Annotated in this window: 22 protein-coding genes, 1 pseudogene and 1 riboswitch; of the genes and pseudogenes, 13 read left to right on the forward strand and 10 right to left on the reverse strand. The window is 65.8% G+C overall.

The window, feature by feature from the left end:
• Nucleotides 1–243: 243 nt before the first annotated feature.
• The 5 genes from FAZ69_RS16450 to FAZ69_RS16470 form a co-directional block, all read right to left on the reverse strand.
• On the reverse strand, nt 244–1,713 hold the full coding sequence (locus FAZ69_RS16450) for an NAD-dependent succinate-semialdehyde dehydrogenase (protein ID WP_136896121.1): 1,470 nt from the start codon (nt 1,711–1,713) through the stop codon (nt 244–246).
• Between the two features lie 11 nt (nt 1,714–1,724).
• Nucleotides 1,725–2,744: a dihydrodipicolinate synthase family protein gene (locus FAZ69_RS16455; RefSeq protein WP_136896122.1), complete on the reverse strand. Its 1,020-nt coding sequence runs from the start codon at nt 2,742–2,744 to the stop codon at nt 1,725–1,727.
• Between the two features lie 55 nt (nt 2,745–2,799).
• Nucleotides 2,800–3,810 carry an ornithine cyclodeaminase family protein gene (locus FAZ69_RS16460; RefSeq protein WP_136896123.1) on the reverse strand — a complete coding sequence of 337 codons (1,011 nt, stop codon included), beginning with the start codon at nt 3,808–3,810 and terminating at the stop codon, nt 2,800–2,802.
• A 79-nt stretch (nt 3,811–3,889) separates the two neighbouring features.
• Nucleotides 3,890–4,867 (reverse strand): LysR family transcriptional regulator, encoded by a 978-nt coding sequence (locus FAZ69_RS16465; protein ID WP_136896124.1) that lies wholly within the window; start codon nt 4,865–4,867, stop codon nt 3,890–3,892.
• Complete coding sequence (locus FAZ69_RS16470; RefSeq protein WP_136896125.1) at nt 4,854–5,780, reverse strand: LysR family transcriptional regulator; 927 nt, start codon at nt 5,778–5,780, stop codon at nt 4,854–4,856. The genes FAZ69_RS16465 and FAZ69_RS16470 overlap by 14 nt, the downstream gene beginning before the upstream one ends.
• A 323-nt stretch (nt 5,781–6,103) precedes the next feature.
• Here FAZ69_RS16470 and FAZ69_RS16475 point away from each other — a divergent pair, with 323 nt between their 5' ends.
• From FAZ69_RS16475 to FAZ69_RS16510, 8 genes are all read left to right on the forward strand, one after another.
• The gene (locus tag FAZ69_RS16475) at nt 6,104–7,018 is read left to right on the forward strand and encodes a SphA family protein (protein WP_136896126.1); all 915 of its coding nucleotides are present in this window, start codon (nt 6,104–6,106) and stop codon (nt 7,016–7,018) included.
• Nucleotides 7,019–7,099: 81 nt separating this feature from the next.
• Nucleotides 7,100–8,296 (forward strand): alpha/beta hydrolase family protein, encoded by a 1,197-nt coding sequence (locus FAZ69_RS16480; RefSeq protein WP_136896127.1) that lies wholly within the window; start codon nt 7,100–7,102, stop codon nt 8,294–8,296.
• Nucleotides 8,293–9,249: a VOC family protein gene (locus FAZ69_RS16485; RefSeq protein ID WP_136896128.1), complete on the forward strand. Its 957-nt coding sequence runs from the start codon at nt 8,293–8,295 to the stop codon at nt 9,247–9,249. Before FAZ69_RS16480 ends, FAZ69_RS16485 begins: the two co-directional genes overlap by 4 nt.
• A gap of 25 nt (nt 9,250–9,274) precedes the next feature.
• Nucleotides 9,275–9,661 carry a Rieske (2Fe-2S) protein gene (locus FAZ69_RS16490; RefSeq protein WP_136896129.1) on the forward strand — a complete coding sequence of 129 codons (387 nt, stop codon included), beginning with the start codon at nt 9,275–9,277 and terminating at the stop codon, nt 9,659–9,661.
• A 36-nt stretch (nt 9,662–9,697) separates the two neighbouring features.
• Nucleotides 9,698–10,828, forward strand: a complete 1,131-nt coding sequence (locus FAZ69_RS16495; protein WP_136896130.1) for an FAD-dependent oxidoreductase — start codon at nt 9,698–9,700, stop codon at nt 10,826–10,828.
• Between the two features lie 18 nt (nt 10,829–10,846).
• Nucleotides 10,847–12,034, forward strand: a complete 1,188-nt coding sequence (locus FAZ69_RS16500; RefSeq protein ID WP_136896131.1) for an MFS transporter — start codon at nt 10,847–10,849, stop codon at nt 12,032–12,034.
• A 12-nt stretch (nt 12,035–12,046) separates the two neighbouring features.
• Nucleotides 12,047–12,862: a cyclase family protein gene (locus FAZ69_RS16505; RefSeq protein ID WP_136896132.1), complete on the forward strand. Its 816-nt coding sequence runs from the start codon at nt 12,047–12,049 to the stop codon at nt 12,860–12,862.
• Nucleotides 12,859–13,860, forward strand: a complete 1,002-nt coding sequence (locus FAZ69_RS16510; protein WP_136896133.1) for a fumarylacetoacetate hydrolase family protein — start codon at nt 12,859–12,861, stop codon at nt 13,858–13,860. Before FAZ69_RS16505 ends, FAZ69_RS16510 begins: the two co-directional genes overlap by 4 nt.
• A 29-nt stretch (nt 13,861–13,889) precedes the next feature.
• Here FAZ69_RS16510 and FAZ69_RS16515 read toward each other — a convergent pair whose 3' ends face one another.
• A complete protein-coding gene (locus tag FAZ69_RS16515) occupies nt 13,890–15,335 on the reverse strand; it encodes an NAD-dependent succinate-semialdehyde dehydrogenase (protein ID WP_136896134.1) in 1,446 nt (481 codons plus the stop codon).
• A 211-nt stretch (nt 15,336–15,546) separates the two neighbouring features.
• Between FAZ69_RS16515 and FAZ69_RS16520 the strand changes: the two genes are divergently transcribed.
• Together FAZ69_RS16520 and FAZ69_RS16525 are read left to right on the forward strand one after the other, a co-directional pair.
• Nucleotides 15,547–16,173, forward strand: coding sequence for a glutathione S-transferase family protein (locus FAZ69_RS16520; RefSeq protein WP_136896135.1), 627 nt, complete (start codon nt 15,547–15,549; stop codon nt 16,171–16,173).
• A 71-nt stretch (nt 16,174–16,244) separates the two neighbouring features.
• The gene (locus FAZ69_RS16525) at nt 16,245–16,508 is read left to right on the forward strand and encodes a hypothetical protein (protein WP_136896136.1); all 264 of its coding nucleotides are present in this window, start codon (nt 16,245–16,247) and stop codon (nt 16,506–16,508) included.
• Between the two features lie 38 nt (nt 16,509–16,546).
• On the opposite strand, the gene FAZ69_RS33295 is transcribed toward FAZ69_RS16525, so the two are convergent.
• Nucleotides 16,547–16,714 (reverse strand): hypothetical protein, encoded by a 168-nt coding sequence (locus FAZ69_RS33295; RefSeq protein WP_169708670.1) that lies wholly within the window; start codon nt 16,712–16,714, stop codon nt 16,547–16,549.
• Nucleotides 16,715–16,808: 94 nt separating this feature from the next.
• Between FAZ69_RS33295 and FAZ69_RS16530 the strand changes: the two are divergent.
• A pseudogene (locus FAZ69_RS16530) lies at nt 16,809–17,048 on the forward strand (cupin domain-containing protein); the annotation flags it as partial.
• Between the two features lie 27 nt (nt 17,049–17,075).
• Here the strand turns inward: FAZ69_RS16530 and FAZ69_RS16535 are convergent.
• From FAZ69_RS16535 to metE, 3 genes are all read right to left on the reverse strand, one after another.
• Nucleotides 17,076–17,456: a hypothetical protein gene (locus FAZ69_RS16535; protein WP_136896138.1), complete on the reverse strand. Its 381-nt coding sequence runs from the start codon at nt 17,454–17,456 to the stop codon at nt 17,076–17,078.
• A gap of 94 nt (nt 17,457–17,550) precedes the next feature.
• Complete coding sequence (locus FAZ69_RS16540) at nt 17,551–17,868, reverse strand: YnfA family protein (protein WP_136896139.1); 318 nt, start codon at nt 17,866–17,868, stop codon at nt 17,551–17,553.
• A 116-nt stretch (nt 17,869–17,984) separates the two neighbouring features.
• A complete protein-coding gene (gene metE / locus FAZ69_RS16545) occupies nt 17,985–20,270 on the reverse strand; it encodes a 5-methyltetrahydropteroyltriglutamate--homocysteine S-methyltransferase (protein WP_136896140.1) in 2,286 nt (761 codons plus the stop codon).
• Nucleotides 20,271–20,385: 115 nt separating this feature from the next.
• Between metE and FAZ69_RS16550 the strand changes: the two genes are divergently transcribed.
• Entirely contained in the window at nt 20,386–21,294 is a 909-nt protein-coding gene (locus tag FAZ69_RS16550) for a LysR family transcriptional regulator (RefSeq protein ID WP_136896141.1), read from the forward strand.
• Nucleotides 21,295–21,335: 41 nt separating this feature from the next.
• Nucleotides 21,336–21,532: riboswitch (cobalamin riboswitch) on the forward strand.
• Between the two features lie 93 nt (nt 21,533–21,625).
• Entirely contained in the window at nt 21,626–23,599 is a 1,974-nt protein-coding gene (locus FAZ69_RS16555; protein WP_240702270.1) for a TonB-dependent receptor domain-containing protein, read from the forward strand.
• The last annotated feature ends 26 nt before the right edge of the window (nt 23,600–23,625 follow it).

Here is a 23,625-nt window from a genome sequence, read left to right on the forward strand (position 1 = left end):
CAGGATGCGTTGTCGCCGTCGCTTCGGCACGCAAGGCTTTGAAAGCGGTTTGTAGTGTTTGACGCCTGGCTTTCTATCTGCGGCAGATCGAAGTATAGGGAAGCATCGGGGTAAGAACCGTGACGCTTGAAAAAATCGTCGGCATGCCGCCGCCCGCTCGAGGCTCCGGGCGGAGCGGTCAGCGCACTGCGTGCCGCGCGGCACGCCACGCGTCGTGACCGCGGAATTCGCAGACGGCTTAGATCAGACGGGAACCAGCCCGTCCCAGCACAGATATTTGACTTCGAGAAACTCGTCGATGCCCAGGTGCGAGCCTTCGCGGCCGAGGCCGCTTTGCTTCACGCCGCCGAACGGCGCGACCTCGTTCGAGATCAGGCCGCAGTTGATGCCGACCATGCCCGCTTCGATGCGCGCGGCGTTGCGCCAGATGCGCGCCGCGTCGCGGCTGTGGAGGTAGGCGGCAAGCCCGTATTCGCTGTCGTTGGCCATCGCGATCGCGTCGTCGTCGGAGTCGAAGCGCAATAGCGGCGCGACCGGGCCGAAGGTTTCCTCGCGGGCGATCAGCATCGCGGGCGTCACGTCGGCGAGAACCGTCGGCTCGAAGAAAAATCCGCCGAGCGCGTGGCGGTGGCCGCCGTGCAACAGTCGCGCGCCGTTGGCGAGCGCATCGCCGACGTGCTCTTCGACCTTCGCTATTGCAGCTTCGTCGATCAACGGTCCGAGCTGCACGTCCCGCTTCAGGCCGTTGCCGACGCGCAGTCGCGCGACACGCTCGACGACGCGTTCCGCCAGCGCATCGTAGACACTCGACTGCACGAGCACGCGATTCGCGCTGATGCAGGCCTGCCCCGTGTTGCGGAATTTCGCGGCGACGATGCCGTCGGCGGCGGTGTCGAGATCGGCGTCGTCGAAGACGATGAAGGGTGCGTTACCGCCCAGTTCCATCGAGCATTTCTTGATCGTCTGCGCGGCCTGCGCGAGCAGCGTGCGGCCGACTTCGGTCGAGCCGGTGAACGTGAGCTTGCGAACGAGCGGGTGGCTGGTCAGCTCGCCGCCGATCGCGCGCGTATCGTTGCCGGTCACCACGCTGAACACGCCGGGCGGAACACCTGCCCGCTCGGCCAAGACGGCAAGCGCGAGCGCCGTCATCGGTGTCTGGCTCGCGGGCTTGACGACCATCGTGCAGCCTGCGGCCAGCGCCGGCCCGGCCTTGCGCGTGATCATCGCCGCCGGGAAATTCCACGGCGTGATCGCGGCGCAGACGCCGATCGGCTCGCGCAGCGCGATGATGCGCTGCGTTTCCTTGACTCCTGGGATCACGTCGCCGCGCACGCGCGTCGCTTCTTCGGCGAACCAGCGCAGGAACGACGCCGCGTAGTCGATCTCGCCGCGCGCCTCGGCGAGCGGCTTGCCTTCTTCGAGCGTGATGAGCGTCGCGAGGTCTTCGCGATGCTCCATCGTCAACTCGTACCAGCGCCGCAGCACTTCGCCGCGGTGCTTCGCGGTCGCCCGCCGCCAGGGGCCGAAGGCTTCGTGCGCGGCGTCGATCGCGCGCCGCACTTCCGGCTCGCGGCAGCGCGGCAATTCGACGAGCAGCGACTGATCGGCTGGATTGCGCAGCGCGTAGCGGCCGTGTGGCGTTTCTTCGACCCATTCGCCTGCGACTAAGGCGCTTTCGCACCACAACGCGGGATCTTTCAGAAGATGCTTCATCGTCAACGTCCTCAGCAGGGGAAGCGGCCCGCCATGAAGGCGGAATCCGGATCGGAGGTAACCGGCAATCCCGAGGCCGCCAGCCCCTGCCGCAGCGTTTTCATCAACCGGTCCGGCACGCGCATCGCCGGTGCGCGCAACGGGCCGCCATTGAAGCCCGCGAGCCAATCCTGATACTTCCACATCGTGCGGTTCAGCACGCCCGTGCCGCCCGCATACGTCTGCGCCGCCGCGCCGTTCGCGCCGCGCGCCGGGTTGACCTTCCAGTACAGCGCCATCGCTTCTTCCCATTGCCCGTTGTGTGCGAGCTCGAATGCCTTCGGATAGTAGCCGCTCATCCACGCGGTATTGCTGGTGCCCGAGAACTGAAGCTTCATCAGGCTCATCAGCGGAATCGCATCGCCTTCGATCGGGCAGCTGATGACGACGTCGTCGCGGAAGTGGTGATACATCTCGCAGATTCCGGCCGGTAGTGGGAAGCCTTGCTCCGATTTGATCGCGGCGATGTTGGGGCAATCGTTCAGCAGGCGGCGCACGAGTTCTACAGACATGCCCGCCGGATGCACGCGCTCGAAGCCCCAGAGCGGAATCGGGAACAGCATCACGGCGAGGTCCGTCGCGTCGCAGAAGGTCTTGGTGTAGTCGTAGATTTCTCGTTCGCTCGTCGGCCAGAACTGCGGCGGGTACGAGAGCAGCGCGATGTCGGCGCCCGCTTGTTCCGCGAGCTTCACTGCTGCGATGTTCTCGGCAAGCGTGCCGAACGCCGCATGAAAGAAGAGGCCGAGCCTGGCGCCCGCCGTGTCGCGCGCCCAGGCCGTGAACTGCGCGTTCTCTTCGGGTGTGAGCGCGACTTCGCTGCACAGCAGCGTGTAGCGGAAACCGAATTCCATTGCGAGTTCGATGTCGTGGCGAATGCCGCGCTCGTTGAGGCGCTTCAGGTCCGCGCCATAGCTCGGGATCGTGACGGCCGAGCAGCCGGTGAGGTATTCGCGCGCCCAGGCGCGGGCGTCGGGCTTCTTGTAGCTGGCCATGAGAGGCAGTCTCCTTGGAGTGAGTGCTTGAATGAGTTCGCGAGCGGCGGCGGTGCTATTTCGCAACGGGCGTGATGCTCGCTGGAAGCGGCGTGCCGAGTCGTTGCTCAAGGGCGCGCGCAAGCAGCATCTCGGCGATCACGACGTCCTGCAAAGCGGACCCGACCGACTTGTAGACGACGATGTCGTCATCCGCGCGGCGCGGCGTGATGCGTCCTGCCACGAGTGCGCCCAGCGAGACGAGCCGCCCCGAGAGCACGACGCCGGCGCGCGTGGCGGCGATGGCGTCGCCGGTGTCGTGCTCGACCTCGTCGGGCATGTCGGCGACGATGCAGGCGGCGCGCGCCATCGTCTCTTCGTCGACTTCGCGTTGCTCGGGCAGCGTCGAGCCAAGCGAGACGGCGGTGACGCCGGGGGGCAGCCAGGCGCCGCGCAGCACGGGGGATTCGTCGCGGCTGCGGGCGGCGCAGAGGATGACGTCGGCGTCTTGCACGGCGGCTTCGGGGCTTTCCGCAGCGGTAATGTCCATCGCATGGCGAAAGCTCTCCACGAAGCGCTCGCGGCTCGCCGGCGTCGGGCTGTAGACACGCACGCTGTGCAGCACGTGTACCGCATGCAGGCAATCGAGTGCTCCGCGCGCCTCGAAGCCCGAGCCGATCACGGCGATGCGCAGCGGCCGGTCCGGTGCCAGCAGCGTGACGGCCAGCGTCGCCGTGGCCGCGGTGCGCAGTCCCGTCACGCGGTTGCCGTCGATCAGCGCGCGCAGTTCCATCGTCTGCTGGTCGAACAGCGAGATCAGGTAGCTGGCGCGGCGCGCGCGCGTATTGGCGGCGATCAGCTTGCAACCCATGTGCGCGCCGCTCGGCGAGACGGCGGTCAGGCTGCGCAGCCAGGTGCCGTCGCCGCGCGCCATCGAGCGCGGCGGCACCATCGCGACGGAGACGGGCCGGGCGTAGGCTTCGGCGAGCGCCGCGACGGCGGAAGGCCAGTCGGCGAGCGAGGCGACATTGGCGTCGCTGAGGAAGAGCGTGGGGGAACCGGGTTCGGCAAGAGAGGCGTCTGACATTGCGCGGGCCTGGAAGTGAATGGCCGGCACACGATAGAACGCGCTGCTGGTTTCGGGCACTGCCCGAAGTCGAAAGCAGCTATGCCGAAGATCGATGGCTGGCGTTGCCTTCGGCTTCCAGCGAATCGGCGAGGTTGCAGAGCAAGCGCCGCACGGCAAGGGTCGCCCGCGTATGAGGACGGCGCGGCGACTCGGCTAGCACGACGAACCGCTCCAGGACGGGCTCGACGATGCGCGACGAGGCGAGCCGTTCGTCGAGCTTGCCGGGCAGCACCGAGGCGATTGCATAGCCTCCGCCGGCGGCCGCGACTTCGTATTGGAGCCGCACCGAGTCCACTTCGACGGCGGCATGCAGCGTCAAGCCATGCTGCACGGCGAGACGGTCGAGCCGCGCGCGCAGCAGGTGCGGCCGGCCCGGCACGACGAGCGGCAGGTCCGATAGCGCGGCGAGCGGCACGTCGCGGCCTCCGCCTCCGGCTCCGACGACAGGATCGCCGCGACGCCCGACCAGATGCAGCGGCACGCGCGCGAGCACGCGGCAATCGCCGATGCTCGCTTCGTCCTCTTTCAGCACGACGGCCATGTCGAGACGGCCTTCGCGCAGATGCTCCTCGAGCTGCGCACTGGCGGCTTCGCTCAGATGCAGCCTGACTCCCGGCAACTCGGCGCGCACGGCCGCGAACAGCGGCCCCGCCAAATGATTCACCGCCGACGGCAGCAGCCCCAGCAGCACCTCGCCCGCAGGCTGGCCGCGCGCGCTGCGGATATCGTCGGCGAGCGCATCGGCTTCGGCCGCGAGACGCGTGACGCGCGGCAGCATCTGCTCGCCGAACTCGGTGAGCACGACGCCGCGCCCCGTGCGCCGGAACAATCGTTCTCCGCATTGCTGCTCTAGCTGCGCGATGTTGCGGCTGACCATCGACTGCGGCATGTCGAGCGCAGCGGCTGCCTTGCTCAAGCTGCCTGACGCCGACACTTGCAGGAACACGAGCCAGCGCGGCTCGACGATGGCAGGCGCAATGACCGCAGCATCGCTCTTGCTGTTACTGGCCGTCATGAAGCGCTTCGTCCATAGCAGCTGCGGCTTTCTTCAGCAGACCGCGCAGCCAACTGAGCCCGGGGTCCGCCGTCCGATGCTTGTGCCATTGCACGGCCTGCTCCATCGTGGGGACGGGAACCGGCGCCTCGCGTATCACGACCGGCAAGCTGCGCAGACACTGCTGCGCGAGCCGCCGGTGCATCGTGGCGATGCGGTCCGTGCCAACAAGAAGGTGCGCAGGCGACACGAAGCTGAACGTCGTCGCCTCCACGCGCCGCACGAAGCCGAACCGCTGCATGTATCCGTCTTCGAGCCCGAAGTGGCCCTCGCCGAGATGCACGATGATGTGCCCCGCCGCCATGTACTGCTCGGCCGTCAACGCGCCCGTCGCGAGCGGGCTCTGATTCCACACCACGCAGCAGAACGTTTCTTCGAGCACGACCTCCGACGGATGCTCGGTCGAGCAGAACTCGGTGGGGATGATCAGCAGGTCCGCCTCGCCGCGCTCCAGCATGCGGTGAGGATGCGTGACCTGTGCGCGCAGCTCGAAGCGGATGCCCGGCGCCTGCTTGTACGCGAGCGCGAGCAAGTGCGGCATCAGCGTCGTCATCGTGTAGTCCGAGACGAGCAGGCGAAACAGCCGGTTCGATTGCGCGGGCACGAACTCGGGTTGCGCCGCGACCGTCGCGTCGACGCGCACGAGGATGTCGCGCACGGCGTCCTTGAGCGCTTCCGCGCGCGGCGTCGGTTCCATCTTGCGGCCGACCTGGACCAGCAGCTCGTCGTTGAAGTACTCGCGCAGCCGCGCGAGCGCGTTGCTCATCGCCGACTGGCTCAGGTGGATCTTTTCGGCGGCCCGGCTGATGTTTTGTTCGGTGAGCAGGGCATCGAGTGCGACGAGCAGGTTGAGATCGAGCTTGTTGAACCGCATGCGTGCTGTCTCCGTTCCTCTTTTTCGATTGCGGCCGCCATCGTGCCGCATTCGTCGCGTGCCGTGCGCGGATATCAGGGTTTAGCCTGAAAGTATTGATGCGGTCGATATCGCGAATGGATCGAATCCATTTTTAGGATACCTGGGCCTATCTTAACCTACGTCACATCCCGCTGCGACTCGAGTGCAAGGCGCGCATCGGGAGACCAGCATCAGGGCACTTTCGGATCGAACGCACCGCAGTGCGTCGTCCTTTCGCCCGGTGCTCTTCACCATTAAAGAGACACCAGGCAGCGTGAGCGCGCCTAGGTTGAGGAGACAGCATGTCCACGAAACTGATCGCGGCCGTAGCCGGCTGCGCGTTATTGGCCCTAGGTTCGATGAACGAGGCGCAGGCTTTCGAAGGTGGCGTTTCGCCGTATCCGGCCGGCGCGGTCGGCACGAACATGGCCAATCTGCCGCCGATTCCCGGCCTGTTTGCACTGGAGCAGTTCAATTACACCTTTGCGAATGGCCTTTACGGCAACGACGGCAAGAAGCTGCCGATCCCATTCAGTACGTCGGTGTTTTCGGAAACCACACGCCTGCTGGTGTCGTACCCGTTTCACCTCCTCGGCGCGAACATGTACACGCAGCTGGTCGTTCCGGTCGTTTCGCTGCATACCAGCGTCTTCGGGCAGTCGAGCACGCAGAACGGCCTCGCCAACATCACGCTGACGCCGGTGCTGCTGCAATGGCAGCTCTCGCAGAACCTGGCGATTGCGTCGGGCATCGACTTCGCATTGGAGACGGGTTCCTATAGTCCGACGAAGTCGAGCGTCGCGGTGGGCTACACCTCGGTGCAGCCGGTGTTCACGGTTCGCTACAACGTTCCCAACGGCATCGACGTCGGTCTGTCGAGCCGCCTGCTGCTCAACACGAAGAACGGCACGACGAACTACAGCTCGGGCGACGGCTACGTCGGGGAGTTCGAGGCCGGCTGGAACCTTGGCCAGTGGAAGCTCGGCGTGGTCGGCGCGTATCTGAACCAGTTCAGCGACGACAACGCGGACGGCGTGAACGTGGGCAACCGCATGAGGACCTTCGGCATCGGTCCGTCGGTCGTCTACGACGCCAGAAGCTGGAACGTCAACCTCAACTATCAGCAAGGCATCTATGCCGCGAACACGGCCAAGAGCAGCAGCGTCTGGCTGAACATCGCCATCCCGCTGTGGCCTGGCTTCGGGCGCAAAGGCTGAGCACCGCCGGCCGGCGCCGCAGCGCGCGAGAGCGCCGTCATCGGCGCCGGGCAATACGCAAATTCAACCCAGGTAATCAGCATGTTTCGCTACTTTCCTACCAACTACGTGTGGAATCTGTCCGTCAATCTCGCCATCGAAATGGGCGCGCGCATCGGCGAAATCGAGGACATGTGCGGGCCGTTGCAGGAAGCGGCCAAAGAGCCCGATGCGGAAGGCACGCGCGCGTTTCGCGAAGCGTGGGTCGCGAAGGCCGATCGTCTTTGCGAGCTGGCGCAAGAGGACGAGGCGGAAGGGCGGCTGCTGTCGGCTGGCGAGAAGTACAAGCGTGCCGCGATTTATCTGATCACGTCCGAGCGCATGCTGGAACACGATGCGCCCGGACGCATCGATCTTTACCGCCGTTCGCTCGACACGTTCGACAAGAGCATCGCGCTTTCCGGGGACAACTGCGAGCGCGTCACGATTCCCTACGGCGATGCGCATCTGTCCGGGCTTCTCGTGAAGGCACACAACGCTGGTGAGCGCGCTCCGCTGCTCGTGCAAGTGAACGGCCTCGATTCGACCAAGGAAATGAAGTACTTCGTGGGCCTGCCCGCGTGGCTCGCCGCGCGCGGCGTGTCGTCGCTGATCGTCGATCAGCCCGGCACGGGTGAGGCGCTGCGCTTGCAAGGCCTGCCCGCGGTCTACGACTCGGAGGTGTGGGCGAGCCGCATCGTCGACTGGCTCGAAAACCGCGGCGACGTCGATCCCAAGCGCATCGGTATGGAGGGTGTGTCGCTCGGCGGCTACTACTGCCCGCGCGCGGTCGCCTTCGAGCCGCGCTTCGCCTGCGGCGTCGTGTGGGGCGCCAATCACGACTGGCGCGACGTTCAGAAGAGGCGCCTGCAACGCGAAGGCAACTTTCCGGTGCCGCATTACTGGAAGCACGTCTGCTGGGTCTGGGGCGCGAAAGACATCGACGACTTCATGCGCGTCGCCGAAAACGTCCATCTCGACGGCGTGCTCGACCGCATCAAGGTGCCGTTCCTCGTCACGCACGGCGAGAAGGACTCGCAGATCCCCGTCGCCTGGGCGCACCGCACCTATGAGCAACTCGTGAACAGCCCGAAACGCGAGCTCAAGATCTTTACCGAGCGCGAGGGCGGCGTGCAGCACTCGAGCTTCGACAACTCGATCAACGCGGGACACTGCATCGCTGACTGGGTCGCCGAAACGCTCGGCGCACGCACCGCGCTTCGACACCTCCATCCATTCACAGACACGCACCTCTCATGAACATCATCGGACCCGATACGCTTGTCTTCGGCGTGGACGACGTCGCGAGCTGCAACCAGTACTTGCTCGATTACGGCGTGCTGCCCATTCGTCAAGACGACGCTGGCGGCCGCTTCGAAGCGCTCGACGGCACCGGCATCGAAGTCGCGCGCCGCGACGATCCTCGCCTGCCGCCCGCGCTCGGCACGGCGAGCATGCTGCGCAAGACGCTCTACGGCGTGGCCGATGCCGCCACGCTCGATGCGATCACGCAAGAACTGCGCAAGGACCGCGAGGTGCGCAAGCTCGCGGACGGCTCGATCGAATCCGTCGACGACATGGGCTTCGCGATCGGCTTTCAGGTCACCGTGCGCCGCTCGCTGAGCTTGCCGGCCGAAACGGTGAACGCGCCCGGTGCCCCGGCGCAGCGCGCGCCGAACGTCGTGGCCGTCAGTGACCACGCGGCGCTCACGCCGCGCACGCTTTCGCACGTCGTCTACTTCGTGCCCGACGCCGTGAAGGCCGAAGCGTTCTATGTCGAGCGTCTCGGCTTTCGCTGCACCGACCGTTTCGCGGGTGTCGGCCCGTTCCTTCAGCCCGCCGGCACGCTCGACCATCACACGCTGTTCATGATCCAGACGCCGCCGTTCATGAAGGGCTGCGAGCACTTCACGTTCCACATGGGCGGGCCGACCGAGGTCTTGCAGGCCGGCACGCGTTTCGTCGCCAGGGGCTATCAGTCGTTCTGGGGACCGGGGCGTCACCGGTTCGGGTCGAACTGGTTCTGGTATTTCAACAGCCCGTTCGGCTGCCACGTCGAGTACGACGCCGACATGGATCTGCACGACGAAGCCTGGACTGCGCGCGAGGCGCCGATGGGCGCCGACGCTTCGCAGCTTTTCCTGTTCCAGCATCGCGAGAAGTGGGCGCCAGGCGGGCCACCGCCGGCAGCGGCCGCGTCGAAGACGGTGTGACGGCGAACATCGCGCGGCCACAGCCATGTCCAAGCGATCCGATCCGCTGCGCCTTGCCAGCGTCGACGAGTTGCCCGACCCCGGCGCGCGCGGCTTCGATCCCGACGGACTCGGGCGCGACACGTTGTTCGTCGTGCGCCGCGGCGCGGAGATTCGCGCGTACCGCGACGCCTGCCCGCATTTCGGCGACACGCCGATGGCCTGGCGCAAGGACGCCTACCTGAACGGCGACGGCACCCGCATCGTCTGCCATGCGCACGGCGCGCAGTTCGACATCGCGCGCGGCGAGTGCCTCCTCGGCCCTTGCCTCGGCCAGCGGTTGACGCCTGTCGAGATAGAAGTGACGAGCTGCGGCGACGTCGTGCTTGCCGCGGCGCACGAAGCACATGAAGCCCCCAAAGAGCAGCAGTAAAGAGCAGAAGCAGAAATCAAAGAAGGAGACACCGAGATGACATCCCCACTTCAACACGTCCTCGTCATCGGCGGAGGTTTCTCCGGCATGGCAACGGCGATTCAATGCGCGAAGCTCGGCTGGCAGGTCGACCTCGTCGAGATCGACCAGGGCTGGCGCTCGTACGGCGCGGGCATCAGCATCGGCGGGCCGACGCTGCGCGCGCTGCGAACGATCGGCGTGCTCGACGCGTTCTTCGAGCGCGGCTATGGCGGCGACGGCCTGAACCTGTTCACGGGCGGCGGCCAGGCGATCGCCACGCTGCCGACGCCGCGCGTGGCCGGCCCCGACGTCCCCGGCGGCGGCGCGATCATGCGCCCCGCGCTCGCCGACATTCTCGCGAAGGCCACATGTGCGGCCGGCGTGCGCGTGCGGCTCGGCTGCACGTTCTCGCAGATCAAGCAGCGCGACGGCCGTGTGCATGTTGCGCTGACCGACGGCACGCAGGGCAGCTACGACCTCGTGGTCGGCGCTGACGGGCTCTACTCGAAGGTGCGCGATGCCGTGTTCCCCGCTGCGCCGAAGCCGCACTACACGGGCCAGGGCGTGTGGCGCGCCGTGCTGCCGCGTCCGGCGGAGATCGTCTGCGCAACGATGTGGATGGGGCAGAAGGTCAAGGCGGGCGTCAACCCGGTCTCGCAGGAGGAGATGTACCTCTTCGTCACCGAGGACCGTCCGATCAACGACTACCTCGATCCCGGCGATTGGCCGCGCATGCTCGCCGATCTGCTCGCGCCGTTCGGCGCGCCGCTGATCCAGTCGATTCACGCGCAGATCGGGCCGCAATCGCTCGTCAACTATCGCCCGCTGGAAAGCCTCCTGATGCCGCAGCCGTGGTTCAGCGGCCGCGTGGTGCTGGTCGGCGACGCTGTGCATGCGACCACGCCGCATATGGCGGCGGGCGCGGGCATCGGCATAGAGGATGCGATCGTCCTCGCCGACGAGCTGGGACGTGGCGCGACGGTCGAGGGCGCCTTGCAGGCGTTCCAGGCGCGCCGCTGGGAGCGCTGCCGCATGGTGGTGGAAAACTCGGGGCGCCTCGGCGAGATCGAGATCGCCGACGGCGACCGGGCTGAGCACAGCCGCATCATGCACGAGACGCATATGAGTCTCGCGCGGCCGATCTGACGACGCGGGAGCACGATGATGGAAACGAATCTTTCCGCCACGACGGCGGCAGAAGCCAACCCAGGAACCGCACGCGACGCGGCGGCGCGGCATGGCGCGCTCGGCACGCTGGCCCTGATGATTGCGCACTGCGCGGGCATGGTCGACGTGGTCGCGTTGCCGGTCTGGGTCGGTACCTTGATTGGCGCCTATCGGCTCGACCCGCAGCAAGCGGGATTGCTGCCGACGTTGTTCCTGGCCGGCGCCGTCGTCAGCAGCTTGTTTTTCTCGCCGAGGCTGAATCGCCTGCCGTCGCGCGTGGCGGCGACGCTGGGCTTCTGCGTCGCGGCGCTCGTGTTTTTCGGACTCGCGTCGACAGGCCGATATCCGGTCATGGCGGCGCTGCACGCCGTCGCGGGCATCGCGGCCGGATGCGGCCTGAGCTTCACGCACGGCACCTTCGGACGCAGCCGGAACCCGCATCGTCTGTTCGCGATTGCCGGGCTGACGCTGGGCTTTTTCGCCATCGCGTTTCTCGGCATCACGCCGGGGGTGATCGCCGTGCAAGGCGGCCAGACGCTGTTCCGGATTTTCGCGGGCGTCATGGGCGTTGCGGCCATCACTAGCGCACTGGCGTTTCCTTCGTTGCGACCGAAACGTGTCGCAGCCACGCCCGCCGAACCGCGCTTCGACCGCGCCGTGTGGTTCGGCATGGCCGGCGTGGCCTGCATGGGGCTGACGCAGGCGATGATGTTCAGCTTCGTCCAGCGCATCGGTCTCGACCGCGGCTTCGGCTTCAGCGCCGTGACCGCGACGCTGATCGCGCTCGGCTTCGTCAACCTGTTTCCTGCTCCCATCGCCGGGCTGCTGGAGCTGCGCATTCCGGGCCGCAGGGTTGTGCTGGCCGGGCCGCTCGTGCAGGCCGCGCTCGCCCTGGTCATCGCGCAAAGCGCGGCGTTCGCGCCGTACGCGGCGGCGTCCTCGGTCCTCGTCGCCGTGATGATCTTCACCCACACGTTCGCCTTCGGCATGCTGGCCCGCCTCGACGGCACCGGCCGCGCCGTCGCCGCGACGCCGGCCATGCTGATGACGGGCGCCGCGATCGGCCCCGTGCTCGGCGGCACGCTCGTCAAGCAGTACGGCTACGGCAGCCTAGGAATCGCGGCGGCGCTGATCGCGGCTATGGCCGTGTTCTGCTTCTCGCGGCTCGAGCGTCGTCCCAACTAAAGGAGTCCGCGCATGAAACCCGTCCGCCGGTTCGTCGATCTCTCCATTTATCTGGAGAATGACGTGCTCTCCGATCCGCCGCCGCTCGCGCCGAAGATCACCTACCAGAAGCACGCCGATACGCTGCCCGAATTCATGGCGATGCTGCCCGGCACGAAGCCCGAGGACTACCCCGACGGCGAGGCCGCGGCCGCCGAGTGGGTCACGCTGACCACGCACAGCGGCACGCATCTCGACGCGCCCTGGCATTTCCATTCGACGATGGACGCGAGCCTCGGCGAGGCGAAGGCTTCCATCACGATCGACGCGGTGCCGCTCGAATGGTGCTTGCAGCCGGGCGTCAAGCTCGATTTCCGGCACTTCCCGGACGGCTACGTGGCGACGGCCGCGGACGTCGAGGCCGAGCTCGCGCGCATCGGCCACGTGCTGGAGCCGCTCGATATCGTCGTCGTGAACACGCGCGCCGGGTCGCGCTACGGACACCCCGACTACCTCAACGCGGGCTGCGGCATGGGCTACGAGGCGACGATGTATCTGCTCGCGCGCGGCGTGCGCCTGACGGGCACCGACGCCTGGAGCTGGGACGCGCCGTTCTCCTACACTGCGAAGAGGATCGCGGAGACAGGCGACGCGTCGCTGATCTGGGAGGGGCACAAGGCGGGGCGCGATATCGGCTATTGCCATCTGGAGAAGCTGCACAACCTCGAAGCGTTGCCGCCGCACGGCTTCACCATCAGCTGCTTTCCGCACAAGATTCGCGGCGCGTCGGCGGGCTGGACGCGTGCGGTTGCGATCTTCGACGAGAACGAAAGAGCGGAGGCCGCATGAAATTCGCCACACTGCCTGAAGGCGGCACGAATGGCCGCTTGCTGCTGGTGTCGCGCGACCTGCGTTGCGCCGTGGGTGCCGCGCCCATCGCACTGACCTTGCTCGATGCGCTTGAACGTTGGGATGACGTCGTAACTGATCTACGGGCTCTTTATGACGACCTGAACGCCGGCCGCGCGCTCGACGCGCATTCGTTCGACGCCGCCGCCTGCGCCGCGCCGTTGCCGCGCAGCCCGCAGTGGTGCGACGGCTCGGCGTTTCTGAATCACGGCCGCCTGATGGAGCAGGCGTTCAGCACGCCGCCGATCCCAGAGTTCGATACCGTGCCCCTGATGTACCAGGGCGCGAGCGACGATTTCCTCGGGCCCTCGAGCGACGTGCCGCTGCCCGGCGAGGCCGACGGCATCGATTTCGAAGGCGAATTCGGCGTGGTGGTGGGGCGCGTGCCGATGGGCGTGACGGCGCGCGACGCGCTCGATCACGTGCGTCTGATTGTGCAGCTCAACGACTGGAGCCTGCGCGCATTCGGGCCGCGGGAGATGAAGACCGGCTTCGGGTTCTTTCAGGCCAAGCCGTCCACGAGCTTCGCGCCCGTCGCGGTCACGCCCGACGAACTGGGCGGGAACTGGTGCGACGGCCGCGTGCATCTGCGTTTGAATGTCGAGTGGAACGGCCGTTGGTTTGGCCATCCGCACGGCCGCGAGATGAACTTCGGCTTCGGCGAGCTCATCGCGCATGCGGCGCGTACGCGCCGCTTGTCGGCGGGAACGATCGTCGGGTCCGGCACGGTGTCGAACGTGGACCGCAGCGCGGGCTCGGCCTGCATCGCTGAGAGGCGCGTGATCGAGATGATCGACGAAGGTGCGGCGCGCACGAGCCTCATGCGCTTCGGCGACAGGGTCAGGATGACGGCGCGCGACGACGAGGGCGGCGCGCCGTTCGGCGTGATCGACCAGCGCGTCGTGCGCGCGCCGCGCGCCGACGCTCGAGACGGTTGAGCGCCGCGTTCAGCGCAGCGCGCAATTGCTTACACCGCCGCGACCGTCACCGACTTGGTGACGAGGTAGGCTTCCATCGCTTCCGGCCCGCCTTCGGAGCCGTAGCCCGAATCCTTGACGCCGCCGAACGGCATTTCCGGCCAGGGCGTGGCGGGCTGGTTGATCCACAGCATGCCGACTTCGAGCTGCTGCGACAGCAGGTGCACGTTCTTGAACGACTTCGTGAACGCGTAGCCCGCGAGACCGAAGGGCAGGCGGTTGGCTTCGGCGATCGCTTCCTCGAGTGAATCGACGCCGCGCACCGCCGCGACCGGGCCGAACGGCTCGTTGTTGAACACATCGGCTTCGAGCGATACGTTCGAGATCACCGTCGGCGCAAAGAAGTTGCCTGCCGTGCCCACGCGCTCGCCGCCCGTCTCGATCTTCGCGCCCGTGGCGCGCGCGTCTTCGACCACCTTGCTCATCGCCGTGAGGCGCCGCGCATTGGCGAGCGGCCCGAGCGAGGTGCCTTCGGCGAGGCCGTCGCCGAGCTTCAGGCCTTCCGCGTGCTTGACGAGCGCACGCACGAAGTCTTCGCGGATGCTGTTATGGACGAGGAAGCGCGTCGGCGAGATGCAGACTTGGCCCGCGTTGCGGAACTTCGCAGCGCCTGCCGCCTTGACGGCCAGCTCGACATCGGCATCTTCGGCGACGATGACAGGCGCGTGACCGCCCAACTCCATCGTGGCGCGCTTCATGTGCGCGCCGGCGAGCGCCGCGAGCTGCTTGCCGACGGGCGTCGAGCCCGTGAAGGTGACCTTGCGGATGACCGGGTGCGGAATCAGGTAGCCGGAGATTTCGGCCGGGTCGCCGAACACGAGGCCGATCACGCCGGCGGGCACGCCCGCATCGGCGAAAGCCTTCAGCAAGGCGGCGGGCGATGCCGGCGTTTCCTCGGGCGCCTTCACGAGGAACGAGCAGCCGCTCGCCAGCGCGGCGGAGAGCTTGCGCACGACCTGGTTGATCGGGAAATTCCACGGCGTGAACGCGGCGACCGGGCCGATCGGCTCCTTGAGCACCGTCTGCTGGACGGAAAGATTGCGCGGCGGCACGACGCGGCCGTAGACGCGGCGCCCTTCGTCGGCGAACCATTCGATGATGTCGGCCGCCGAGAGGACTTCGACGCGCGATTCCGCGTACGGCTTGCCTTGCTCCATCGTCATCAGGCGCGCGACTTCCTCGGCGCGCTCGCGCAAGAGCGCCGCCGCACGGCGCATGATGCCCGCGCGCTCGTGCGCGGGGACCTTGCGCCAGGTTTCGAAGCCGTGCTGCGCGGCGGCCAGGGCGCGGTCGAGATCGGCGATGCCGGCGTGGGCGACCTTGCCGATGGGCTGGCCGGTGGCGGGATTGAGGACGTCGATCGTCTTGCCGCTCAAGGCGTCGCACCATTCGCCGTTGATCAGGAGTCGGGTATCCGTATAGCTCGATGTGACCATGCTGGTTTCCTGGAAAGTGGGAGACGAGGGCTGCAACCTGGGTGAAAGCAGCCGGGGAAAGCTGCGGAAACGATAATCTTAGCTGATTACGCTGAAAGCATCAGGCGTGACCGGCTGGACGCAGGTTGGCTGGATTCGGCGTAACTGTACAGGCCGTTGCGCACGGCATCTCTTTAGAATCGCTTCCTTGTCCAATCGCTTGGGAGACCGCATGCTGAAAATTCTTGGGAAAGCACCGTCGATCAACGTGCGCAAAGTCCTGTGGACGTGCGCCGAGCTGCAATTGCCGTTCGAGCGGGAAGACTGGGGCGCGGGCTTCCGTCCGACTAGCGCGCCTGAATTTCTCGCGCTGAATCCGAACGGCATGGTGCCGGTCATCCGGGACGGCGATTTCGTCTTATGGGAATCCAATTCGATCATTCGCTATCTGGCGTCGCGCTATGGCGGCGAGCATCTGTATCCCGCCGAGCCGCAGGCGCGGGCGCGCGTCGATCAATGGATGGACTGGCAGGCGACCGATCTGAACCGCTCGTGGAGCTATGCGTTTCTCGCGCTCGTCAGGCAGTCGCAGCAGCATCGGGATCGCAGCGAGATCGAGGCGTCGTGCGCGAATTGGGCGAAGAACGTCGGCATCCTGAACCGGCAACTGGAAGCGGCAGGCGGCTTCGTGGCCGGTGAGCGGTTCACGCTCGCGGACATCCCCATCGGGCTTTCGGTGAACCGCTGGTTCGGCACGCCGATTCAGGCGCGTCCGGATTTTCCGGCGGTATCCGCTTACTTCGAGCGTCTGGCCGGGCGCCCGGGCTACGCCGACTACTGCAGGAACGGAACGGCGTAGCGCCCGCGTGCGACCTCGTGGCGCTTCTGGTGCGCCATCGCCGTCTGGCGATTGCAGTTAGACTGCTCGTCATGGACCAATGCCGCTACTGCGGAAAAATCCGCGACGAATGGGAATGCCACGGTCAGGAGTGCCGCACGGCCATCGCCAAGGCCTTGCGGCGTCAGCGTTCGGGCCTGCCGATGGTGAGCAACGTCATCCGCAACGAGGTTCCCCCTAACGCGAGCACGAGCGAGGTCATCGCCGTGCTGTCGCGCCAGCGCTTGCGCGCGCGCCGCGGCAACGAAGAGCGCCGCGAGCGCAAGGCCATCGACGACTTCGACGGCGGCGAGTGAGCCGCCCGGCTTCTTCGACGTTCACGTCCCTAGTCGATTTACAGTAAGCAAACAGCCCGGTAATCGACCGTACGGCGAATGAACCAGTGCCGGTGCATCGCCGGAAGTTCATAGTCGGGACAGGCGAGCTCCATATAACCGTTCGCCAGCAGAACGATTTCCGTATGCACCTGCGGCAGCCCGGAAAGTGAAAGAGTGGCGTTCATGGAGTCGCTCCTGTCGTTGGTATTCCGTTGATCCGACTCTAGCAACGCACAGTTGATTAACCTCGCAATTTAGACACTCTGTTACGGTCCGGGCACTGTTGTCGGTCAGGTCGGGGCAACGAACATCAAAGTCCTGAGAATGGACGAGCAGCCCTATGAAGAGGAAACGCACGACTACAACGAAGGGCTGCTCGTAGTCGACGGAAAGCTGCTTTTGCAGGTCGAAGAAGAGAAGGTCGTGGTGGAAGCCGGTCAGATGTATCTCGCGCTTGCCGGGACTCCGCATGCGGTTTTGCCGGGCAGCCACGGAACGCTGGTCATCATCGACGTATGAGGCGTCGCGTCAGCGCAGTGACGGCATTCACTGCTGGCACTGCACGTCCTGTTTTTGAACGACGATGATCACGGGGTAGGTTCCCTGGTCGAGTTCCACGCGTGCAACCACGGTCGTCGTCGCGCTGTCGCTGTCGTCGTACACGCTGACTTGCTCATGCCGAAGGCTGGTTACGCCCGTGCAGGCGGATGCGCGACCTTCGTCGGAGATTTTGCATTGGATCGGGTTGTCAGCGAGGTAGCGATATCTGTCTCTGTCGGGCGTTGTCAGGTATTCGCGCATGCTCTGTGCCGATCCGCCGACGCCGGTGACGTACCCGATGGCGCACCCGCCGGATGTTTGGGCCATCGCGGCCGTGCTTGCGGTTGCGATAGCCGCGGCGAGGGTCGACGCAAGGAGGTATTTCATGGCGCTAATGACGATTGTCGGGATGAAGTGAGCGATTGTAATGGCATCTCAAACCGATGTCGCAATGGTCGCCGATGCCGATGCCGGACCAGGATCAGCCCGGCTGAAACGCAATGATCGTCATGCCGACAAGGGCGCATGCCACGCCGGCGCAGTCCCACGCCGTGGGCTGCACTCCGTCCACCAGCCAGAGCCAGATCAGCGCGACGGAGATGTAGACGCCGCCATAGGCGGCATAGACGCGGCCTGCGGCGGACGGGTGCAGCGTCAGAAGCCACGCGAAGACGGCGAGCGACAGCGCCGCCGGAATCAGCAGCACGACGCTCTTTCCCTCCTTGAGCCATAAGTAGGGGAGATAGCAGCCGACAATTTCGGCGATCGCTGTCGCGACGTACAAAAAGAAGGTCTTCATTGCGCGGCAGGGCTGAGATGAAAGGGATATTCTTGCATGACGCCGCCCGTCTCGAGTCGCCCTGGCGGCGAGTCGTCCGCATGACACCCTCGCCGCCATCAGTCGCAAGGAAGCGCCTAGCCGCGCAGTGTCTTCGCCGCAGCGACCATGTTGGTCAGCGCGGGAATGACCTCTTCCCACTGACGCGTCTTCAAGCCGCAATCAGGATTCACCCATAGACGTTCAGCCGGAATACGCTCGGCAGCCTTCTTCATCAGCTGAACGATGTGCTCCTGGCTCGGAATGTTCGGCGAATGGATGTCATAGACACCCGGCCCGATCTCGTTCGGATACTTGAAGTTGTCGAATGCGTCGAGCAGTTCCATATCCGAGCGCGACGTCTCGATCGTGATCACATCGGCGTCCATGTCGGCGATCGACGCGATGATGCCGTTGAATTCCGAGTAGCACATGTGCGTGTGAATCTGCGTTTCGTCGCGCACGCCGTTCGCGGTGATGCGAAACGATTCCACGGCCCATTGCAGGTAGTCGTTCCATTGCGCGCGGCGCAGCGGAAGTCCTTCGCGCAGCGCGGCCTCGTCGATCTGGATCACGCGCACGCCGGCCTTTTCGAGGTCGAGCACTTCGTCGCGGATCGCGAGCGCCAGCTGGTGGCACGACACCGAACGCGGTTGGTCGTCGCGCACGAACGACCAGTTCAGGATCGTCACGGGGCCGGTCAGCATGCCCTTCATCGGCTTCGCGGTGAGCGACTGCGCGTACGTGATCCATTCGACCGTCATCGCCTTCGGACGGCTGATGTCGCCGAACAGGATCGGCGGCTTTACGCAGCGCGAGCCGTACGACTGCACCCAGCCGAGCTGGCTGAACGTGTAGCCGTCGAGCTGCTCGCCGAAATACTCGACCATGTCGTTGCGCTCCGCTTCGCCGTGCGCGAGCACGTCGAGCCCCAGCGCTTCCTGCTCGCGCACGCTGCGCTCGATCTCCTTGCGCATCGCGGCCTGGTAGCCGGCGTGGTCGAGCGCGCCGCGCTTGTGCTCGCTGCGCGCGTGACGGATTTCGGCGGTCTGCGGGAAGGAGCCGATCGTCGTGGTCGGATAGGCCGGCAGGTTCAGGATCGCGGATTGCTTTGGCGCGCGCTGGCCGTAGACGCTTGCGCGCCTGCCTAGCGCCGCGTCGATCTTCGCGGCCGCGGCCTTGACGGCCGGATTGTGGACGCGCGGCGACGTGCGGCGGCTTTCGATCGCCGCGGCATTCGCCGACAGCTCGGCGGCAACCGATGCACGCCCCTGATTGAGCGCGGACGCGAGCACCTTCAGCTCGTCAAGCTTCTGCAGCGCGAATGCGAGCCACGAGCGGATCTCCGCGTCGAGCTTCTGTTCGCTCGCGAGGTCGACGGGCACGTGCAGCAGCGAGCACGACGGCGCGATCCAGAGCCGGTCGCCCAGCATCTTGGCAAGCGGCTCGAGCCATTCGAGCGCGGCGTCGAGGTCGGTCTTCCAGATGTTGCGGCCGTTGATCGCGCCAACCGAGAGCACCCGATCCGCCGGCAGCGCTTGAGCCGCCTTCGCGACTTCGTCGCGCGCATTGATGGCGTCGATGTGCAGGCCATCGACGGGCAGCGAGCACGCGAGCGCGAGATTGTCCTGCAGCTGGCCGAAGTACGTCGCGAGCAGCAGCTTGACGCGGCGCGTCTCGAGCGTTTCATACGCCGTCACGAATGCCTGCTGCCATGCGGGATCGAGCTCGGAGACGAGCGCCGGCTCGTCGATCTGCACCCACTCGACACCCTGCGCCGCGAACGTGTCGAGCAGCGCGCCGTACACCGGCAGCAGCTTCGGCAGCAGCGCGAGGCGGCCGGAGTCGTCCTTGGCCTTGCCGAGCCACAGGTACGTGACCGGGCCGATGATCACCGGCTTGGCATTCACGCCGGCCGAGCGGGCTTCGGTCAGCTGCGTCACGAGCCGCGACGGATCGAGCGTAAAGCCCGTCGACGCCGTGAATTCCGGCACGATGTAGTGGTAGTTCGTATCGAACCACTTGGTCATTTCGCCTGCCGCGACGCCGCCGCAGCACGCGCCGTGCTCTTCGGCAGCTTGCGCGGAACGGCCGCGAGCCACGCGGAAATAGTTATCGAGCGCATCGCCATGGAAGCCCTGAACGCGCTCGGGCAGGTTGCCGAGCGTGAAGCTCATGTCGAGCACCTGGTCGTAGAACGCGAAGTCGCCGACGGGAACTACATCGAGACCTTGCTGATTTTCCCAGTGACGCCGGCGCAGTTGCGCGCCCAGCGCCTTGAGCTCGTCGCGCGAGGACAGGCCTTTCCAGTAGCTCTCCAGGGCGAATTTCAGTTCGCGTTTGGCGCCGATGCGGGGGAAACCAAGATTGTGCGTAGTGACCATTTGGACCTGCAGGAGGGAATGAGAAATGACAGGCCCCGATGATAGGTATTTCGGCTCATGAAATAAAATGGCATTATTTCATCTATCGATTATATTTGTTCATGGGTAGGGCGCCATGCTGGAACGCATTCATCTGGTCATCATTCGCGAGGTCGGCAGGCAGGGTTCGCTCACGGCGGCCGCGGGTGTCCTGAACCTGACGCAGTCGGCGCTGAGCCACACGGTCCGGAAGATCGAAGATCAGCTGGGCACCCCGATATGGGATCGCGAGGGACGCAGCCTGCGGCTCACCCAGGCCGGGCAATATCTGCTGAAGCTCGCCAACCGGCTGCTGCCGCAGTTCGAGCTCGCCGAAGAGCGCATGAAGCAGTACGCGCAAGGGCAGCGCGGCACGCTGCGCATCGGCATGGAGTGTCATCCGTGCTACCAGTGGCTGCTCAAGGTCGTCTCGCCGTACCTCTCGCGCTGGCCCGATGTCGACGTGGACGTGAAGCAGCGCTTTCAGTTCGGCGGCATCGGCGCGCTCATCGGCTACGACATCGATGTGCTCGTCACGCCCGATCCGCTGAACAAGCCCGGCTTGCGCTTCGATCCGGTCTTCGACTACGAGCAGGTGCTCGTCGTCGCCGAGCAGCACCGCCTCGCGAATGTGCGTTACATCAAGCCGGAGCAGCTCGCGGACGAAATCCTCATCACGTACCCCGTCGAAACCGACCGGCTCGACATCTACAACCAGTTCCTCACGCCGGCCGGCATCGTGCCGAAGCGGCACAAGGTGATCGAGACGACCGACATCATGCTGCAAATGGTGGCGAGCGGCCGGGGCGTGACTGCGCTGCCGCGCTGGCTCGCCGACGAATACGCCGACCGGATCGCGGTGACGCCGGTCAAGCTCGGCAAGAACGGCATCGCCAAGCAGATTTTTCTGGGCATGCGTGACGCGGATGCTTCAATCGATTATCTGTCGGCATTCGTCGAGCTCGCGCGCCAGTCGGCCGGGAAAGCGCCGAAGATGCGCCGATAGCGGCGTCGAGCCGATTGACTGCGGCCCGCGGGAATCGTTACTCTCCCGCCTTGATCGATGGTTCCCGTCACAGGGATCAAAAGGGAACGCAGTAGAAGCATCGATGCTTCGAGTCTGCGGCTGCCCCCGCAACTGTAAGCGGCGAGTCCGTGCCACTCATGGCCACTGGGAAACCGGGAAGGCCGGCATCGGGCGGCGACCCGCGAGCCAGGAGACCTGCCATCGACCCGAGGTCCAAGCAGCCGCGCCGGGCGGGGTGTCCCGATGCGCCAGCGCATCGCATGATGCGGTTGCGTGTTGCAAGGACAGTTCCGGCCTCAGGATCTGTCGCATGTCCACCACTATGAAAACGGCCCTCTTTCAGGGGGCTTTCCGTCGTCGCGCCACCGGCGTCTACTCTGTTCTTGCCGTCTCGCTCGGCGCGCAGATCGCCCACGCCGCGGACGATTCGATGTCCGCACAACCTTCGCAGCCTGCCGCCGAGACCACGCTGCCGGGCATCGTCGTCACCGCCGATACCCAGCATCTGCCGCAATCGTTCGATCAACGGTATGCGACGACGCAAGTGCTCACGCGCCAGGATCTCGACCGCCTGTCTCCCGCCGATCCCAGCATCACGCAGGCCCTGGCGACGCTTCCGGGCGTCACCGTTTCGCAGAACGGCGGCCCGGGTGCGGCGACTTCGGTCAGCATCCGGGGCTCGTCGGCGCAGCAGGCCGCCGTGTTCATCGATGGCATCCGCGTCGGCTCCGCCACGACAGGCATCGCCGAGTGGCAGGATCTTCCGGCCTCGGCCTTCGGCCGCGTCGAGGTGATCTCGGGGCCTGCCGCCGCCTCGTTCGGCGCGGACGCGGTGGGCGGCGTGGTGCAGCTGTTCACGCGCCATGCGTCGAATCAGCCGAACCAGACCACGGTCTCCTTCGGCGGCGGCTCGAACAAGACCTTCGAGACGCAGGTCCGCACCTCGGGCGCCATGCCCTCGACGGGGCCGCTTTCCGTGCTCGGCGGGCTCACGTATTCGTTCGGATTGCGCGACTACAACACGGCTGGAATCGATGCGACCCAGCCGGTGCTGGCATGGCACGAGGATGGCCGCAACCCCTATCACGCGCAGGACGTCGATGCGCGGCTCGGCTACGCGCACGGCGACTGGTCGATTTCGACGTTCGCGCTTTACCATCGGTCCAATCTTTCGTACGACAACGCCGGCGGCGGCGACTGGCAGCTCGATCATCAATTGACGACGGGCGTGGCGTTTCATTGGGACATCACGCCGGACACTCGATTCGACCAATCGGTCGGCTATGCGAACGACCGCCAGTTCTACTACGCCGCCGACCCAACCATCCCGACCGATCAAATCGACTCGACGCGCTTCGGCACATCGACTTCGCTGACCCATCAGGAACGCGGGTTCAAGCTGTTCGGTCTGCCGCTATCGGGCGAGACGAAGCTCGCGTACGACTTCTCGCGCGAGCAGGCCTTCCTGCCGGTCGACATTCCCGCAGGCGTGCCGGCGCGCAACGATTCGGCAGTGTCGCTCCATCAGTCGGCTACGCTCGGCGGGTTCACGATGTTCCTCGCAGGGCGCCACGAGATTGTTCAGGGGCAGACGGTCAACACGGGCAACGTCGCGCTGTCTTATGCGATCACGCCGGTCTACACGGCGCGGCTCTCGTATGGCAACGCGTTCCGCCTGCCGACGTTCAACGACCTCTACTATCCGCAATTCGGCAACCCGAACCTGCTGCCCGAGCGCAGCGATACGGTCGAGGCGGCGCTCGATGCATCCACCTCGCTCGGCACGTTTTCCGCTGCGGTTTACGACACGCGTGTGCACGATCTGATTGCGTACAATGCCGCGACGTTCGCGCCGGACAACATCGGCCGGGCTCACATCCAAGGCATCGACCTCTCGTACAAGGGCGCGCTCGCCAAGACCACGTCCGTCAGTCTTGCCGTGGGCATCCTGAATCCGCAGGACGTCACCGACGGGACCTGGCTCAATCGCCGTCCGCGCCAGACGGCCAGCCTGAGCGTCGATCACACGTGGGACGAGTTTCATCTGCACGCGCTCAGCACCGGCGTTTCCGTGCTGTACAACGGATCGACCTTCGACGACCAGCTCAACACGATTTATCTCCCGTCCTATACGACGGTCAGCCTGCGCGCCTCGTACAAGGTCAATTCGCATCTGACCGTTTCCGCGAACCTGGTGAACCTCTTCGACCGGCAGTACGTGACCGCATACGGATACAACTCGTTGAGCCGCACGGCATTCGGCAAGATTGCCTACATGTTCTAGGCGGCTGACGGCCCTGTTGTTCTGTC

Source organism: Trinickia terrae (genome assembly GCF_005144415.1).
Classification (GTDB): Bacteria; Pseudomonadota; Gammaproteobacteria; order Burkholderiales; family Burkholderiaceae; genus Trinickia_A; species Trinickia_A terrae.

What these genes read in the sequence shown, in the direction of transcription:
- FAZ69_RS16450 (WP_136896121.1), bottom strand. Translation starts at nt 1,713, where the DNA reads ATGAAGCATCTTCTGAAAGATCCCGCGTTGTGGTGCGAAAGCGCCTTA.
- FAZ69_RS16455 (WP_136896122.1), bottom strand. Translation starts at nt 2,744, where the DNA reads ATGGCCAGCTACAAGAAGCCCGACGCCCGCGCCTGGGCGCGCGAATAC.
- FAZ69_RS16460 (WP_136896123.1), bottom strand. Translation starts at nt 3,810, where the DNA reads ATGTCAGACGCCTCTCTTGCCGAACCCGGTTCCCCCACGCTCTTCCTC.
- FAZ69_RS16465 (WP_136896124.1), bottom strand. Translation starts at nt 4,867, where the DNA reads ATGACGGCCAGTAACAGCAAGAGCGATGCTGCGGTCATTGCGCCTGCC.
- FAZ69_RS16470 (WP_136896125.1), bottom strand. Translation starts at nt 5,780, where the DNA reads ATGCGGTTCAACAAGCTCGATCTCAACCTGCTCGTCGCACTCGATGCC.
- FAZ69_RS16475 (WP_136896126.1), top strand. Translation starts at nt 6,104, where the DNA reads ATGTCCACGAAACTGATCGCGGCCGTAGCCGGCTGCGCGTTATTGGCC.
- FAZ69_RS16480 (WP_136896127.1), top strand. Translation starts at nt 7,100, where the DNA reads ATGTTTCGCTACTTTCCTACCAACTACGTGTGGAATCTGTCCGTCAAT.
- FAZ69_RS16485 (WP_136896128.1), top strand. Translation starts at nt 8,293, where the DNA reads ATGAACATCATCGGACCCGATACGCTTGTCTTCGGCGTGGACGACGTC.
- FAZ69_RS16490 (WP_136896129.1), top strand. Translation starts at nt 9,275, where the DNA reads ATGTCCAAGCGATCCGATCCGCTGCGCCTTGCCAGCGTCGACGAGTTG.
- FAZ69_RS16495 (WP_136896130.1), top strand. Translation starts at nt 9,698, where the DNA reads ATGACATCCCCACTTCAACACGTCCTCGTCATCGGCGGAGGTTTCTCC.
- FAZ69_RS16500 (WP_136896131.1), top strand. Translation starts at nt 10,847, where the DNA reads ATGGAAACGAATCTTTCCGCCACGACGGCGGCAGAAGCCAACCCAGGA.
- FAZ69_RS16505 (WP_136896132.1), top strand. Translation starts at nt 12,047, where the DNA reads ATGAAACCCGTCCGCCGGTTCGTCGATCTCTCCATTTATCTGGAGAAT.
- FAZ69_RS16510 (WP_136896133.1), top strand. Translation starts at nt 12,859, where the DNA reads ATGAAATTCGCCACACTGCCTGAAGGCGGCACGAATGGCCGCTTGCTG.
- FAZ69_RS16515 (WP_136896134.1), bottom strand. Translation starts at nt 15,335, where the DNA reads ATGGTCACATCGAGCTATACGGATACCCGACTCCTGATCAACGGCGAA.
- FAZ69_RS16520 (WP_136896135.1), top strand. Translation starts at nt 15,547, where the DNA reads ATGCTGAAAATTCTTGGGAAAGCACCGTCGATCAACGTGCGCAAAGTC.
- FAZ69_RS16525 (WP_136896136.1), top strand. Translation starts at nt 16,245, where the DNA reads ATGGACCAATGCCGCTACTGCGGAAAAATCCGCGACGAATGGGAATGC.
- FAZ69_RS33295 (WP_169708670.1), bottom strand. Translation starts at nt 16,714, where the DNA reads ATGAACGCCACTCTTTCACTTTCCGGGCTGCCGCAGGTGCATACGGAA.
- FAZ69_RS16535 (WP_136896138.1), bottom strand. Translation starts at nt 17,456, where the DNA reads ATGAAATACCTCCTTGCGTCGACCCTCGCCGCGGCTATCGCAACCGCA.
- FAZ69_RS16540 (WP_136896139.1), bottom strand. Translation starts at nt 17,868, where the DNA reads ATGAAGACCTTCTTTTTGTACGTCGCGACAGCGATCGCCGAAATTGTC.
- metE (WP_136896140.1), bottom strand. Translation starts at nt 20,270, where the DNA reads ATGGTCACTACGCACAATCTTGGTTTCCCCCGCATCGGCGCCAAACGC.
- FAZ69_RS16550 (WP_136896141.1), top strand. Translation starts at nt 20,386, where the DNA reads ATGCTGGAACGCATTCATCTGGTCATCATTCGCGAGGTCGGCAGGCAG.
- FAZ69_RS16555 (WP_240702270.1), top strand. Translation starts at nt 21,626, where the DNA reads ATGTCCACCACTATGAAAACGGCCCTCTTTCAGGGGGCTTTCCGTCGT.